General features: G+C 64.7%; 9 protein-coding genes and 2 tRNA genes. 6 read left to right on the forward strand and 5 right to left on the reverse strand.

The window, feature by feature from the left end; translation table 11 throughout:
• Positions 1-285: 285 nt before the first annotated feature.
• The 4 genes from AC1ECK_RS21800 (at position 286) to AC1ECK_RS21815 (ending at position 2,910) form a co-directional block, all read left to right on the forward strand.
• Positions 286-558, forward strand: a complete 273-nt coding sequence (locus AC1ECK_RS21800) for an HU family DNA-binding protein (protein ID WP_007585907.1) — start codon at positions 286-288, stop codon at positions 556-558.
• A gap of 146 nt (positions 559-704) precedes the next feature.
• A tRNA-Val gene (locus tag AC1ECK_RS21805) sits at positions 705-780 on the forward strand.
• A gap of 35 nt (positions 781-815) precedes the next feature.
• Positions 816-892, forward strand: a tRNA-Asp gene (locus tag AC1ECK_RS21810).
• An 86-nt stretch (positions 893-978) separates the two neighbouring features.
• Positions 979-2,910 carry a SurA N-terminal domain-containing protein gene (locus AC1ECK_RS21815; RefSeq protein ID WP_480322593.1) on the forward strand — a complete coding sequence of 644 codons (1,932 nt, stop codon included), beginning with the start codon at positions 979-981 and terminating at the stop codon, positions 2,908-2,910.
• A gap of 121 nt (positions 2,911-3,031) precedes the next feature.
• On the opposite strand, the gene AC1ECK_RS21820 is transcribed toward AC1ECK_RS21815, so the two are convergent.
• Both AC1ECK_RS21820 and AC1ECK_RS21825 read right to left on the reverse strand, forming a co-directional pair.
• Positions 3,032-3,373, reverse strand: a complete 342-nt coding sequence (locus tag AC1ECK_RS21820) for a hypothetical protein (RefSeq protein WP_480322595.1) — start codon at positions 3,371-3,373, stop codon at positions 3,032-3,034.
• Between the two features lie 117 nt (positions 3,374-3,490).
• On the reverse strand, positions 3,491-4,186 hold the full coding sequence (locus AC1ECK_RS21825) for an arylesterase (RefSeq protein WP_480322597.1): 696 nt from the start codon (positions 4,184-4,186) through the stop codon (positions 3,491-3,493).
• Between AC1ECK_RS21825 and AC1ECK_RS21830 the strand changes: the two genes are divergently transcribed.
• Entirely contained in the window at positions 4,185-4,871 is a 687-nt protein-coding gene (locus AC1ECK_RS21830; protein ID WP_480322599.1) for an ABC transporter ATP-binding protein, read from the forward strand. The genes AC1ECK_RS21825 and AC1ECK_RS21830 overlap by 2 nt on opposite strands.
• Positions 4,872-4,991: 120 nt before the next feature.
• Here the strand turns inward: AC1ECK_RS21830 and pgi are convergent, their stop codons facing one another.
• The 3 genes from pgi to AC1ECK_RS21845 all read right to left on the reverse strand — a co-directional run bounded on the left by pgi (position 4,992) and on the right by AC1ECK_RS21845 (position 10,031).
• Entirely contained in the window at positions 4,992-6,614 is a 1,623-nt protein-coding gene (pgi, locus tag AC1ECK_RS21835; RefSeq protein ID WP_480322601.1) for a glucose-6-phosphate isomerase, read from the reverse strand.
• A gap of 254 nt (positions 6,615-6,868) precedes the next feature.
• Positions 6,869-8,458, reverse strand: a complete 1,590-nt coding sequence (locus AC1ECK_RS21840; RefSeq protein WP_480322603.1) for an NAD(P)H-hydrate dehydratase — start codon at positions 8,456-8,458, stop codon at positions 6,869-6,871.
• Positions 8,459-8,729: 271 nt separating this feature from the next.
• Positions 8,730-10,031, reverse strand: a complete 1,302-nt coding sequence (locus AC1ECK_RS21845) for an FAD-dependent oxidoreductase (RefSeq protein WP_480322605.1) — start codon at positions 10,029-10,031, stop codon at positions 8,730-8,732.
• A gap of 293 nt (positions 10,032-10,324) precedes the next feature.
• On the opposite strand from AC1ECK_RS21845, the gene purL reads away from it, so the two are divergent.
• Positions 10,325-14,401 carry a phosphoribosylformylglycinamidine synthase gene (purL, locus tag AC1ECK_RS21850; RefSeq protein WP_480322607.1) on the forward strand — a complete coding sequence of 1,359 codons (4,077 nt, stop codon included), beginning with the start codon at positions 10,325-10,327 and terminating at the stop codon, positions 14,399-14,401.
• Positions 14,402-14,552: the final 151 nt, after the last annotated feature.

Consider the following 14,552-nt stretch of genomic DNA (forward strand, 5'->3'; position numbering starts at 1 on the left):
TTTTGTTATCTGCGCGCGGCGTGCCAACCCGTACTAGTAGGCGTTATCCCATTAGTTGGACTGCGGCCTTTGCACCAAGCCAGGCGAAACGCTTGTGCACTTCTTGAGTGCAAGATTTCGTTATCAAAGCGCGTTGCCGCTCCCTGCAAATCCGGCGCAACCCCGCTTGACACAAGGGTTTCGGCCAATTCTAATGGGCTGGCTCGGCATCCTCGCCGTGCTGCGTTGATACCCGGCGCATTGGCGCGCCGTCACGATTGCCCAATAACATTCTCGGGGGTTGGAATGAATAAAACGGAATTGATCGATCACATCGCACAACAAGCCGACATTTCGAAGGCGGCAGCAGGGCGTGCGCTGGATGCTGTGATCGGTGGAGTCAAAGGCACGTTGAAGAAGGGTGGTTCGGTGACGCTGGTCGGTTTCGGGACGTTCGCAGTCGGCAAGCGCACGGCACGCACGGGACGCAATCCGCGCACGGGAGCGGCGATCAAGATCAAGGCAGCCAAGGTGCCTAAATTTAGGCCTGGCAAAGCGCTAAAAGATGCGCTAAACTAGTCGACTTGCTGCATGAGGGTGGCGCGATTGGAAAGGTTGGCAAGAAGGGTTGAGGCGGGTTGAAAAGCCGGTTGAAAACCCAGAGGCAATCTAAGAACGCGGTGCGACTCAAAGTAGCAGAAAGGTAGTTGGCAGAATCGCGGAGCGGGTGCTTAGCTCAGTTGGTAGAGCGGCGCCCTTACAAGGCGTAGGTCGGGAGTTCGAGCCTCTCAGCACCCACCAGTTCCCGGTTCGGCACGCAGTACACAGTAGTATAAGGAGTGGTAGTTCAGTCGGTTAGAATACCGGCCTGTCACGCCGGGGGTCGCGGGTTCGAGTCCCGTCCACTCCGCCAGTATCCTTGAAAGGCGAACTCCGGTTCGCCTTTTTTATTGCCCGCTGTTGTAATATCGGGCGTCCCGTTTTTGGCATCCTTAACGCATGCTCGATTTCTTCCGCAATCACAAACGCCTGATGATGTTCATGCTCATCCTCGTCATCGTGCCGGGGCTGGGTTTTGTGGGTATTCAAGGCTTCCGCGGCTTCTTTGACGAAAGTGCAAACGTCGCCAGCGTGAACGGGCACAAGATCACCCGTGCCGAGTACGACGACGCGATGCGTCAACAACTGGACCGTGCGCGGCAGATGCTCGGCGGACAGTTCGACTCGAAGATGTTCGATACGCCGGAGCGGCGCAAGCAGATGCTCGACGGTTTGATCGAGCAGCGCGTGCTGGCTGACGAAACGCAGCGTCTGCATTTGACTGCCTCCGACGACGCGGTGCGCCGTACCTTGCTGAGCGATCCGGTTATCTCATCGCTCAAGAATCCTGACGGTTCGATAGATGTGAACCGCTACAAGGAACTGCTCGCCATGCAAGGCATGACGCCCGATCAATACGACGAGCGCGTGCGTTACACGCTGGCCACCCAGCAGTTGCCGAGCAGCATCGAGGGCAGCGCCTTCACGTCGAAGACGCTCGCGCAAACGCTGACTGGGCTCGCTGAACAGCAACGTGAGGTGCAGGGGCTCGCATTCAATCCGCACGACTACGTGGCGAAGGTGCAACCTACGGACGCTCAATTGCAGGCGTACTACGATGCGCATCGCAATGACTTCGCGACGCCCGCCACGGCCACCATTCAGTATCTGGTGATCTCGCCGGCGGCGCTCGCTGCGGGCATGCAACCCACGGACGACGATCTCAAGAAGTTCTACGACGACAACATCGCGCATTACCAGACTGCTGCGCAAATGCGTGCGAGCCTGATCCTGATCTCCGTGGCGCCGAATGCGAGCGCGGACGACAAGGCCAAGGCGAAGCAGAAGGCGGACGCGTTGCTGGCGCAGGTCAAGGCGCATCCGGACGACTTCGCGAAGATTGCCGGGCAGAGTTCGCAGGATCCGGCTTCGGCCTCAAAGGGTGGCGATCTGGGTTACTTCGGCCGCGGCATGATGGCTGGTGGTCAGGCATTCGACGACGCGGCCTTCAAGCTGAAGAAGGATGAAATCAGCGATGTCGTTTCGACGGATGTGGGTTTGCTGATCCTGAAGGCAACGGATGTGAAGCCGTCGGTCACGCAGCCGTTCGACACGGTGAAGGATGCGATCGCCAAGGACCTGAAAGCGCAATTGGCCGCCAAATCATTCACCGACGATTCGGATGGCTTCACCTCGCTCGTCTATGAAAAGGCCAAGAGCCTGCAGCCGGCTGCGGACAAATACAAGCTGCAGATCCAGACGGCTACCGTCACGCCGCAACCGAACGCAGCGCTGCCGCCGGATAGCCCGCTGAATAACGCGAAGTTCCTCGCCGCTGTGTTTGCGAATGACTCAGTGCAGGCACACAACAACACGCAAGCCATCGACGTCGGCAACAACACGTTGATCGCCGCGCACGTCACCGACTACAAGCCGACGGCCGTGCCTGCGCTCGACGCCATCAAGGATGCTGTGCGTCAGAAGGTCATCGCCGTGCAGGCCGACGAGATGGCGCATAAGGACGGCATTGCCAAGCTGGCCGAGCTGCAGAAGTCAAATGCGACCACGGGCTTTGCGGCGCCGCTGAAGGTCTCGCGCAACGATGCGCAGAGCTTGCCGGTGGCCGCACTGAGCGCAATCTACAAGGCTGACCCGCAAAAGTTGCCGGCCTATGTCGGTGTCGATCTGGGCGATGCAGGTTACGCCGTGTATCGCGTGAACGCTGTGCTGCCGGGTGCACCGATCGATCCGCGGCGTCTCGCCGCCGCGCAGCAGGAGGTTGCCCAGACTGAAGCGCAGTCCGAAGTCGGCGCCTATGTCGAGGCGTTGCGCGCTCGCTCGAAGGTCAAGTTCTATGGCTCGCTGGATGGCGCGCAATCGGGCGGCGACTGATCGCGGCCCGCGCCGCCTCCGTGTGAGCGGCGGGCGTCGTCAGTCATGAACATGAAAAACCCCGCAATTGCGGGGTTTTTCTTATCCGGCATACCTGCCGCCGGATCGGGTGATTGGCGGCTTAAAGACAGGCGCTGATCGCGCCGGTTGCATCGCTGCCGGCTGCGCCGTTGGCGCGGAAGCCGACCCATGAGCCCGTGCCGGTGTACGCCGGGCGTACCACCGCGGCAGCGCCGGTGGGCGGTTGCTGACCCGGTACATACACGTCGAGAGCCTGGTCGTTAGCCATGGTGTCTTGCGAGACGACTTGCTGCTGAGAGCCGTTGGCCCACTTCTGGGCGATACATTGCGCGACGGCCTTGGGCGGTTGCTGGCTTTGTCCAACCGACTGGACACCCGCCGGCGGTTGGGCGGCGCAGACAGACATCGCCGCGGCCAAAGCGATAAGCGGTAAGTATTTCATGTTATCTCCTTACAAAAGCACTCGAAACGAACCGGGCTTTCGCGATTGGCGAAAGTGTCAGGTCGACACGCCCAATACCGGTTCCCCGGTTGTTCGCAACAAGTTGTAAGAAGCCTGTTAGTGTGAGGAACTGGCGTGGAGAAGGGGCTTGAGTGTCGGCCACACGTTGTCGAGCAGCACGCCTTGTGCCTGCTGGGTCGGATGGATCTGGTCGGCCTGGAACATCTCCGGTTTGTCCGCGATACCGGCGAGCAGGAAGGGCACGAGCGGCACGTGGAATTCCTTCGACAACTGCTCGTACACGCCATGGAACTTTTGCGTGTAGTCGGGGCCGTAATTGGGCGGCACGTACATGCCGACCAGCACGACCTTCGCACGACCTTGTTGTGCCTGTTCGATGATCGTGCGCAAGTTGTCTTCGGTGGTCGCGAGAGGGACGCCGCGCAGCGCGTCGTTGGCGCCCAGTTCGACAATCACGATGCTGGGCTTGAGCCGCAGCATCAGTTCGGGCATCCGTGCGCGTCCACCGCTTGTCGTATCGCCGCTAATGCTTGCGTTCGCAACGCTATAATCGATTTGCTCGTTAGCGAGACGCCGGCGCATGAGCGCCACCCAGCCGGTATCGCGGGGCAGTCCGTACTCGGCGGAGATGCTGTCGCCGAGCACCACGATGACGGGTTTGACCGCCTCGGGCGGATTGGCGGCATGGGCCGCAAGCGGGATGGCCGCGGCCATGACGGCGAGGCCCAACACTGTGTTCAACGCGGCGGCGCGCGGCGCAGCCAGGCGCACTTTCAACCTACGCCTCACCATGCAAAAGAAAACTGATCCAGTCATCGAAGTGCGGGGGTTGTGCAAGAGGGTTAAGGATGCAACGGGCGAGCTGACGATTCTGGATCATATCGATCTTTCCATCGAACGCGGCAGCAGTGTAGCGATTGTCGGCGCATCCGGGTCCGGCAAGTCGACGCTGCTCGGTCTGCTCGCAGGCTTGGACAGTGCGACCTCGGGGTCGGTTCGTCTGCTCGGTCAGGAACTCACCACGTTGAGCGAGGACGAGCGCGCGGCGTTGCGCAACGGCTCGGTTGGCTTCGTGTTTCAGTCTTTTCAGTTGATGCCGCATCTGACGGCGCTCGAGAACGTGACCTTGCCGCTCGAGCTGCAAGGCGGCATCGCTGCGCGCGATGCGGCGGCGCGGGCGCGTGGTCTGCTCGAGCAGGTCGGACTCGGGCAGCGCACACGTCACTATCCCAAGCTGCTGTCGGGAGGCGAACAGCAGCGTGTCGCGTTGGCGCGTGCGTTCGTCACGCATCCGGTCATTCTCTTTGCCGATGAGCCGACCGGCAGTCTCGATGCCGCGACCGGGCACGCCGTCATCGATCTGATGTTCGAGATGAACCGGGCCAACGGCGCGACCTTGATTCTCGTCACGCACGATGTCGAGCTTGCACGCCGCTGCGATACCACCGTGACGATCGAAGCAGGGCGCCTTGCCTGAGCTTTAAGGCGCACAAAAGAAAAGCGGGCCGTGTGTGGCCCGCTGCATCGTTTCTTCACGCGGCTATTGACGCCGCTAACAGCCGGCGCTCGATCCGGCGCCTGCCGCGAACATAGTCGTTCAACGCTTCAAAGCCGCCCGCGCGCGCGCGATCAAGGCCGAGGTCGACGAGTCGTGCTTCGCGGCATCGACGCTCGCCGAGGTCAGGTCGGCCTCGACCACCTTGCCGAGAATCTTGCCAAGCTCGACACCCCATTGATCGAACGGGTTGATGTTCCACACCGACGCTTGCACCAGCACCTTGTGCTCATACAGCGCGATCAGCGCGCCGAGCGAACGCGCGGTGAGCGCCTCGACGAGCAGCGTGCTGGTCGGGCGGTTGCCCGGGAACACCAGGTGCGGCGCCAGTTCCGGCTTGTCCGGGCCGGCCACCTTCTGCGCTTCTTCGAGCGTACGACCTAGCATCAGCGCTTCGCTTTGCGCGAAGCAGTTCGCCAGCAGCTTCGGATGATGGCTCACGAGCGGATGCTCGGGCGTGAGCACGGCGATGAAGTCGATCGGCACGATCGTCGGGCCCTGGTGCAGCATTTGAAAAAAGGCGTGCTGGCCGTTCGTGCCCGGTTCGCCCCACGTCACGGCGGAAGTCGGATAGTCGACCATCGCGCCGTCGAGGCGTGCGGACTTGCCGTTGCTCTCCATCTCCAGTTGCTGGAGATACGACGGCAGGTAGTGCAGCGCTTCGGAATACGGCGCCACCAGATAGCTTTGCGAGCCGAAGAAGTTGCGATACCAGATGCCGATCATGCCGAGCAGCACCGGCAGATTGCTCTCGAGCGGCGCAGTGCGGAAGTGCTGATCCATTTCGTTGGCGCCGGCGAGCAGCTCGTCGAACTGCTGCGGTCCGATCGCAATCATGATCGACAGGCCGACAGCCGACCACAGCGAATAGCGGCCGCCCACCCAGTCCCACATCTCGAAGACATTTTCTTTGGCGATGCCGAACTTGACGACCTCGGCCGGGTTCGCCGATACACCAACGAAGTGCTTCGCCAGCGCGCTTTCCGGGCAGCCCTTCTCGACGAACCAGTCGCGCAGCGAGCGCGCGTTGGTCATGGTTTCGAGCGTGGTGAAGGTCTTCGAAACGATGATCGCGAGCGTCTCTTCCGGGTCGATCTCCTGCATGACGCGGTACAGATCGGCGCCGTCGACGTTCGAGACGAAGTGGCTGGCGATCTCGGGCGCGGCGAGGTGGTGCAGGGCATGCACGACCATCTTGGGACCGAGATCCGAGCCGCCGATGCCGATGTTCACCACGTGGCGGATCCGCTTGCCGGTGTAGCCGGTCCAGGCGCCGCTGCGTACCTGATCGGCAAACGCGGCCATCCTGGCGCGCTCGGCCACGACCTGGGCATGGAACGGCGCGTTCGGGTCGGTGGCGCGCAGCGCAGTGTGCAGGGCGGCGCGGCCTTCGGTCGGGTTGACGACCTCGCCCGCGAACATCGCGTCGCGGCGCTTTTCGACGCCCGCTTCACGGGCCAGTTGCACGAGCAGCTTGAGGGTTTCGTCGGTGATGCGGTTCTTCGAGAAATCGGCCGCGAGACCGCCGCCGGCAAACGCGAAGCGTTCGGCACGGGTCGGCGCGGGATCGTTCGCGGGGGCGAACCAGTCGCGCATATGCGCATCGCGAATCTGTTCGTAATGGGCTTGCAGCGAGGACCAGGCAGGGAGCGAGTTCAACGTCATGATCGTCCGTCTAACGAAGGGGCACGAAAGAAAGGCAGTGCGCAAAGCGCAGCCGGTGGGATGCTCTGGCGCGCTGCCGGGCTTCACGGGTTCGCAACGGTTCCCGGCCGGCCAGCGCAGTCATTCAGTATAGCGGCGTTGGCGCGAAGCGGGCAGCGAGTTGGATAGTGGGTCCAGATAACGGGATGGGGCGGCGCCCATCCTTCGCGCCGGAAAAGCCGCAGGCGGCAAGGGCCGGTGTGGCCCACGCGCGATTAGCTGCGCGCCGGATAAAACATCCGGTTCAGCAGCTTGCGGACCATCGGCGCCAGTTCTCCCGCCGTCAGGCCTGCGGGGCCGTCGCCTTGCGCCGTTAGCGTGTCGGCGGCGAGACCGTGCAGATAGACGCCTGCCAGCGCAGCCTCGTAAGGCGGCAAGCGCTGTGCCAGCAGCGCGCCGATGATGCCGCCCAGCACGTCGCCCGTGCCGCCCGTGGCGAGCGCCGCATTGCCGGTCGGGTTGACCGCCATTCGGCCGTCCGGCGCCGCCACGACGGTGCCGGTCCCCTTGAGCACGGTCACGCTCGCAAAGCGCGCCGTCAGCGCGCGCGCCGCGGCTAGCCGGTCGCGCTGCACAGCCGGTACATCGCAGCCGAGCAGGCGCGCCGCTTCGAGCGGATGTGGCGTGAGGATGCACGGGTCGCCTTGCGCGCCGCGTGCATGCACCTGGGTGGCCAGCCCCGCATCGCCTGCGAGCAGGTTGAGCGCGTCGGCGTCGAGCAGTTTGGGCACGTCGAGTGGCAGTGCGTCTCGGAGCGCCTGGGTCGCGCGCTCGCGATGTCCCATGCCGCAGCCGATCGCGAGCGCATCCATCTTGTCGAGCGGAAGATCGTCGAGCGCATGCAGCATCAACTCGGGATAGGGCGGATCGTAGGGCGGGGCGCCGGAGCCGAGCAGCGCGACGTGAACTTTCCCTGCGCCCGTGTGCAGCGCAGCGCGGGCCGCGAGAATCGGTGCGCCGCACATGCCGGTGTCGCCGCCAACCACCGCAAGGCTGCCGAACGAGCCTTTATTGGTCGAGAAATCGCGCGCCGGCAGAAACGCGGCGAACAGCGCCGGTGCATTGAGCTGCACCGCCGTGCGGGCGGCCGTGTCCACGCCGATCGGCGCGACGCTCACCACACCGGCGAGATCGCGCCCCGACGCCATGAAGAGGCCCGCTTTCGCGCCGATGAAGCTCACGGTGTGCGTGGCGCGCACGCTGCTGCCGTTGCCGACCACGTTGCCGGTGTCGCTGTCGAGGCCGCTCGGGACGTCGAGCGCCAGCACCCGGCCTTGGCGCCTCGCGCGTTGCGACAATTGTTGCGCGAGCGTGGCGAAGATGCCTTCGAGCGGCCGGGCGAGTCCGATCCCGAACATGCCGTCGACCAGCCAACCGTAACCCTCGAACGAAGCGGGCGCCGATGCGGAAATCGGCACGCCGGCCGCGCGCGCCTCGCCGAGCGCCCAGCGGGCATCGTCCGCCTTGACTTCGATTGGCAGGCAGACTTCGACCGCGAGGCCCGCGCGTTGTAATTCGGTCGCCACCACCAGCGCGTCGCCACCGTTGTTGCCTGGGCCGGCGGCGATCCAGACGGGCATGGCCGGGCCGGCCGAGTTCTCCAGCGCGATCTGTTCGCGCAGGAAGTGGGCCGCGGCATGACCGGCACGCGCCATTAGCGTGTGCGGCGGCAAGGTGGCCGCGGCGTCGGTTTCGAGCGCGCGCAGATCCGCGACGTTCAGGAGGGGAAGCGGGCGGTCGTGCGGGTTCAGTAGAACCGGAAGTCGGGAAGCAGTGGTGTGGTTGGCGGGTGTGGCTTCAGTCATGGCAGCATCAAGCGGTGGCCCGGGCGGGCGCGGAACTGTCATGGTAGTGCGAATGGGCGCGGCGGGTGAAGCTGTCTGGCTCAGGCGCGCCCTAGGTAACCTGCGCTCAGCGTCCGAAGCCTCGGCATGAGGCGGCTCGAACAGGCACGAAGAGGCTCGAAGGAGCCTGCCGAGGCGCCATGAAGCAGCATGGGGCGGCATGCGGCGCCATGAAGCGGACACAGGGCTTGGGCGCGCATCAGGCAGCACGCCGCCGCCCGCGCCCGGCGCCTCAGTGCCGAAACCGCTCCGGCCGCAACGCGGCCAGCGTGTCCGCCGGCAACTCCGGCGAGACACCGCCGATCAGATCAGCCACCAGTTTGGCAGCGCCGCAAGCCAGCCCCCAGCCTGCCGGCCCATGCCCGGCGTTGACGAACAGGCGCGGATGCAGCGCATTGCCGACCAGCGGCAAGCCATCGGGCGAGAGCAGCTTCAAACCATCCCACGACAGCGCCGCCGAAATCTTCGCCGCACCCGGAATCCAGTCGTGGGTGGCCTGGCCGAGCAGGGCGAGCGCGTCCTTGGTGAGCGCTTCGGGGAGCGGCTTGTCGGCCTGGCCGGCGCCTTGCAGCACGGCGCCGCCGGCAATCCGCAAGCGGTGATTCATGCGCGTGATGGTGATGCGCTTCACGGCATCGACGATCGCCACATGCGGGACGCATTCTTCATGCGCGATCGGTGCCGAAAGCGTATGCAAGCGCAGCGGATGCAACGGCACCCGCAGACCGAGCCGCTCCAGCAGCGGCACGCTGCCGGTGCCGGCCGCGACCACGATGGCGTCGGCGTTGATCACGTCGACTTCCCGCGACGAGGTGACTTCGCCCAGCCGCGGCGCCAGCTCGACCGCGGCGCGCGCCCCGTCGAGACGGATCGCCTCGACTTCGCGGTTCAGCATGAACTGCACGCCGCCCTGGGTATCGAGTGTCTGCTTGACGAGCTTGGTGAAAAGCGGGCAATTCGCGGTGCGTTCCTGATCGAACAGCACGCCGCCTGCGAATGCGGGGTCGGTCGGCACCGAATGTTCGAACGCGGCACACTCGGCCGGCGTCAGTACGTGATGGGGGACCTCGTAGTGGCGCAGCAACTCGAGCGCCGGCTGGGTCAGTTGCCATTCCTGCGCCGAGCGCGTGAGGTACAGCACGCCGTTCGACTGTTCGAATTCGAGCCCGAAACGCGCTTCGAGATCGGCCATGGCGTCGCGCGAGGCTTCGATCAGCGGCCGCAGCAGCCCATACTGGCGGCTGAAGGCTTGCGGCTCCTGCCACGCCGCCAGTTGCCGCTCGAACAGGCGCGCAGCGCCGTTGAAGCCGGTCTTGCGGATCACGCCGTTTTTGGCGGCCTGGCGGCTCTGCATGAAGGTCGGCCCGAACCAGACGTCGAGCGGCGTCGGCAGCACGGTGCCGCCGTGGCCGTAGGTCGCGCCTTGCGCGACCGTCGCATAGCGTTCGACCACGCATACACGATGGCCTGCTGCGCGCAGTTGATAAGCGGTGGCGACGCCCGCAATTCCGCCGCCAATGACGATGACATCCATGATTGCTTCGATTTGCCGGTGGAACGCGGCCTGGCTGGCGTTCCCCGTGTGCGTGGCATGCGGCGCATGCGAAGGGTTGCTGCGCCGATCTGGTGAAAGGCCGAATGATAGCAGTCAAACAGGTCAGCCCGCCAAGCTTGCTAGCAATCCCGGTGTCTGTCGGCAAGGCGCCGCGCGCCTCGGTAAAACACCACCGGCACAGGCGCCGGCGGCCCTCGACGGGGTATAATCTCGGACTTCTCTTTCGCCTCACGTCGCCTTCACGCGCGACTCATCGACGCAACGTCAAGTCCATGGCCCACTTCTCGTGTTTCCCCGGCGCTTCGGCCCTTTCCGATTTCCGTCAAACCCGCCTGCTCGAGACGCTCACGCGCATCGACGCCAACATCACCGGCGTGCGCGGCCAGTATCTGCACTTCGTCAACGCACAGACGCCGCTTACGGCTGAAGACAGCGCGAAGATCGAGGCGCTGATGCACTACGGCGATCCGTTCGCCGGCGCCCAGGAGCGCGGCGCGAGCGAAACCTTTCTTGTGGTGCCCCGGTTCGGCACGGTGTCGCCGTGGGCCAGCAAGGCGACGGACATCGCGCACCATTGCGGTCTCACGCAGGTGCGCCGCATCGAGCGCGGCGTCGAATACACGGTAACGCTCAAGAGCGGCCTGCTGGGCGGCAAGAAAACCTTGTCCGATGAAGCCCGCGAAGCGGTGATCGCCGCCTTGCACGACCGTATGACCGAGAGCGTGGCGCCGTCGCGCGACCACGCCATGCACCTGTTCGACGAGCTGCCGGCCAAGCCGCTGCAAACCGTCGACGTGCTGGGCCACGGCCGCGGCGCGCTGGAAACCGCCAACACCGGGCTGGGCCTCGCGCTCGCCGAAGACGAAATCGGCTACCTGGTGGACGCCTTCACGAAGCTCGGCCGCAACCCGACCGACGTCGAACTGATGATGTTCGCCCAGGCCAACAGCGAGCACTGTCGCCACAAGATTTTCAACGCGCAATGGACCATCGACGGCGAGCAGCAGGACATCTCACTGTTCAACATGATCCGCAACACCGAGAAGCTCAATCCGCAAGGCACCATCGTCGCGTATTCAGACAACTCGGCGATCATGGCGGGCGGCACGGCCGAGCGCTGGTTCCCGCGCAAGCTAGGTGAGACCGATGGCGCGCTCGCCGAGCACTACGGCCGCCACGTCGAGCTGACGCACACGCTGATGAAGGTGGAGACGCACAACCACCCGACCGCGATCTCGCCGTTCCCGGGCGCGGCGACCGGCGCGGGCGGCGAAATCCGCGACGAAGGCGCAACCGGCCGCGGTGCGCGCCCCAAGGCGGGCCTGACGGGCTTCACGGTATCGAACCTCGACTTGCCGGACGCACGCGAAGCATGGGAAAACGCCCGTGACGCCGTGCAGCCGCTCGGCCACCGCAATCCGGCCGATACCCAGGAAATCTACGGTCGCCCGGACCGCATCGCCTCGCCGCTGCAAATCATGATCGACGGGCCGCTCGGCGGCGCGGCGTTCAACAACGAATTCGGCCGGCCGAACCTGGGCGGCTACTTCCGCACCTACGAGCAGAACGTGGCGGGGCGCGTGCGCGGCTACCACAAGCCGATCATGATCGCCGGCGGCATCGGCAACATCTCCGATCAGCACACGCACAAGCACGACTTGCCGGAAGGCTCGCTGCTGATCCAGATCGGCGGTCCGGGCATGCGCATCGGCATGGGCGGCGGCGCCGCCAGCTCGATGGCGACCGGCACCAACACCGCTGAACTCGACTTCGACTCGGTCCAGCGCGGCAACCCGGAAATCGAACGGCGTGCGCAAGAAGTCATTAACGCCTGCTGGCAGCTTGGCGAGAAGAATCCGATCCTGAGCATTCACGACGTCGGCGCGGGCGGCCTGTCGAACGCGTTCCCGGAGGTGGTGGACGGCGCCAGCAAGGGGGCGATTTTCGAACTGCGCAAGGTCCAGCTTGAAGAAAGCGGTCTGTCGCCGCGCGAGATCTGGTCGAACGAAGCGCAAGAGCGTTATGTGCTGGCGATTGCCCCGGCCGATCTGGCGGAGTTCCAGGCCATCTGCGAGCGCGAGCGCTGCCCGTTCGCGGTGATCGGCACGGCGACCACCGAACGTCAGTTGAAGCTGATCGACACCGAACAAAAGGATGCCAACGCGCACCAGCCGGTCGACATGCCGATGGAAGTGCTGCTCGGCAAGGCGCCGCGCATGCATCGCGACGTCACGCATGTCGAGACCGCGCTGCTGCCGGTCGACGTCACCGGCATCAACCTGTCGGAAGTGGCGCTGAGCGTGCTGCGTCATCCCACGGTGGCGAGCAAGTCGTTCCTGATTACGATTGGCGACCGTTCGGTGGGCGGCACGACCGTGCGCGACCAGATGGTCGGCCCCTGGCAAGTGCCGGTCGCCGACGTGGCGATCACCACGATGGACTACGCGGGCTACCGCGGCGAAGCGATGACGATGGCCGAGCGCACGCCGCTCGCCGTCATCAACCCGCCGGCATCGGGCCGCATGGCGGTCGGCGAGGCGGTCACCAACATCGCCGCGGCGCCGGTCGCGTCGCTCGACAAGCTGAAGCTGTCCGCGAACTGGATGGCCGCTTGCGGCAGCCCGGGCGAAGACGCCGCGTTGTTCGATACGGTCAAGGCGATCGGCATGGAACTGTGCCCGGCGCTCGGCATCAGCATCCCGGTCGGCAAAGACTCGCTGTCGATGCGTACCAAGTGGCAAGACCAAGGCGTGGCGAAGGAGGTGGTGGCGCCGGTTTCGCTGATCATTTCGGCGTTCGCGCCGGTCGAAGACGTACGCCGCCATCTGACGCCGCAACTGCGCCGCGCCGACGAAGCCGGCGACTCGGTGCTGATCGCGATCGACCTGGGCCGCGGCAAGCAGCGCCTGGGCGGCAGTATCCTCGCGCAAGTCACGCAACAGGTGGGCGACACGACGCCGGACGTCGACGACGCCGAAGACCTGAAGCGCTTCTTCGCTGCCATCCAGGCGCTGAACAGCGACGGCAAGCTGCTCGCTTACCACGACCGCTCGGACGGCGGCCTGTGGGCGACAGTTTGCGAAATGGCGTTCGCGGGGCATGTGGGCGTGTCGCTGAACGTCGATATGCTGACGCTCGATCCGAATCACGAATTCGATTACGGCGACGCCAAAGACTGGGCGAAGCAGACCAGCGGCCGCCGCGAAGACCGCACGATCCGTGCGCTGTTCAACGAAGAGCTGGGTGCGGTGATCCAGGTGCGTGCGCAGGATCGCGATGCGGTGCTGACCGCATTGCGCGAGCATGGCCTGTCGGCGTGCTCGCATGTGATCGGCAAGCTCAACGAGCGCGATGCCATCGAAATCTATCGCGACGCGAAGAAGATCTACGAAGCGCCGCGTACCGAACTGCATCGTGCGTGGAGCGAAGTGAGCTGGCGTATTTCGCGTCTGCGCGACAACCCGGCTTGCGCCGATGCCGAGTACGACACGCTGCTCGATGCGGCCGATCCTGGCATCACGCCGCAACTGAGCTTTAATCCGGCGGAAGACGTGGCCGCGCCGTTCATTGGCAAGGGCGCTCGTCCGCGTGTGGCGATCCTGCGTGAGCAGGGCGTCAACTCGCACCTCGAAACCGCCTATGCCTTCGACCGTGCCGGTTTCGACGCCTACGACGTGCATATGAGCGATCTGCTGGCCGGCCGCGCCACGCTCGCCGATTTTGCTGGCGCCGTGGCGTGCGGCGGCTTCTCATACGGCGACGTGCTGGGTGCCGGGGAGGGCTGGGCGAAGACGATTCGCTTCAATGCGCAACTGGCCGACATGTTCGCCGCCTTCTTTGCCCGCAAGGACACCTTCGCACTTGGCATCTGCAACGGTTGCCAGATGATGAGCAGCCTTGCGTCGATGATCCCGGGCGCCGAGGCATGGCCGAAGTTCACGCGCAACAAGTCGGAGAAGTTCGAGGCGCGCTTCTCGCTGGTCGAAGTGCAGCAGTCGCCGTCGTTGTTCTTCACTGGCATGGAGGGCTCGCGCATTCCGGTGGCCGTGGCGCACGGCGAAGGTTTTGCGGACTTCTCGCAGCAAGGCGATGCATCGAAGGTGGCGATTTCCATGCGTTTTGTCGATCACCGCGGCCAGGCGACCGAGCAGTATCCGTTCAACCCGAACGGTTCGCCGGACGGCATTACCTCGGTGACGACGCCTGACGGCCGCTTTACCGTGTTGATGCCTCATACCGAGCGTGTGCATCGCACGGTGCAGATGAGCTGGCATCCGCAAGGCTGGGACGCGAACGACGGCAGCCCGTGGCTGCGTGTGTTCCAGAACGCGCGCCGCTGGCTGGGATAACAGCGCGTTTGAAGAGATGACAAAGCCGCCCAAGGGCGGCTTTGTCATTTGGTGTGCGAGCATAAAGCCTTCCAGCAGATGATGCACGGGGGCAACTGCTCGACTCCTCGTGGGCTATATCGTACCTGCGGGGGCATCTCTACCCTTCGGC

This window comes from Paraburkholderia sp. SSBN10T (assembly GCF_056619545.1).

Coding starts and splice junctions, on each gene's coding strand:
- pgi (WP_480322601.1), bottom strand. CDS start 6,614: ATGACGTTGAACTCGCTCCCTGCCTGGTCCTCGCTGCAAGCCCATTAC.
- purL (WP_480322607.1), top strand. CDS start 10,325: ATGGCCCACTTCTCGTGTTTCCCCGGCGCTTCGGCCCTTTCCGATTTC.
- AC1ECK_RS21830 (WP_480322599.1), top strand. CDS start 4,185: ATGCAAAAGAAAACTGATCCAGTCATCGAAGTGCGGGGGTTGTGCAAG.
- AC1ECK_RS21815 (WP_480322593.1), top strand. CDS start 979: ATGCTCGATTTCTTCCGCAATCACAAACGCCTGATGATGTTCATGCTC.
- AC1ECK_RS21820 (WP_480322595.1), bottom strand. CDS start 3,373: ATGAAATACTTACCGCTTATCGCTTTGGCCGCGGCGATGTCTGTCTGC.
- AC1ECK_RS21825 (WP_480322597.1), bottom strand. CDS start 4,186: ATGGTGAGGCGTAGGTTGAAAGTGCGCCTGGCTGCGCCGCGCGCCGCC.
- AC1ECK_RS21845 (WP_480322605.1), bottom strand. CDS start 10,031: ATGGATGTCATCGTCATTGGCGGCGGAATTGCGGGCGTCGCCACCGCT.
- AC1ECK_RS21840 (WP_480322603.1), bottom strand. CDS start 8,458: ATGACTGAAGCCACACCCGCCAACCACACCACTGCTTCCCGACTTCCG.
- AC1ECK_RS21800 (WP_007585907.1), top strand. CDS start 286: ATGAATAAAACGGAATTGATCGATCACATCGCACAACAAGCCGACATT.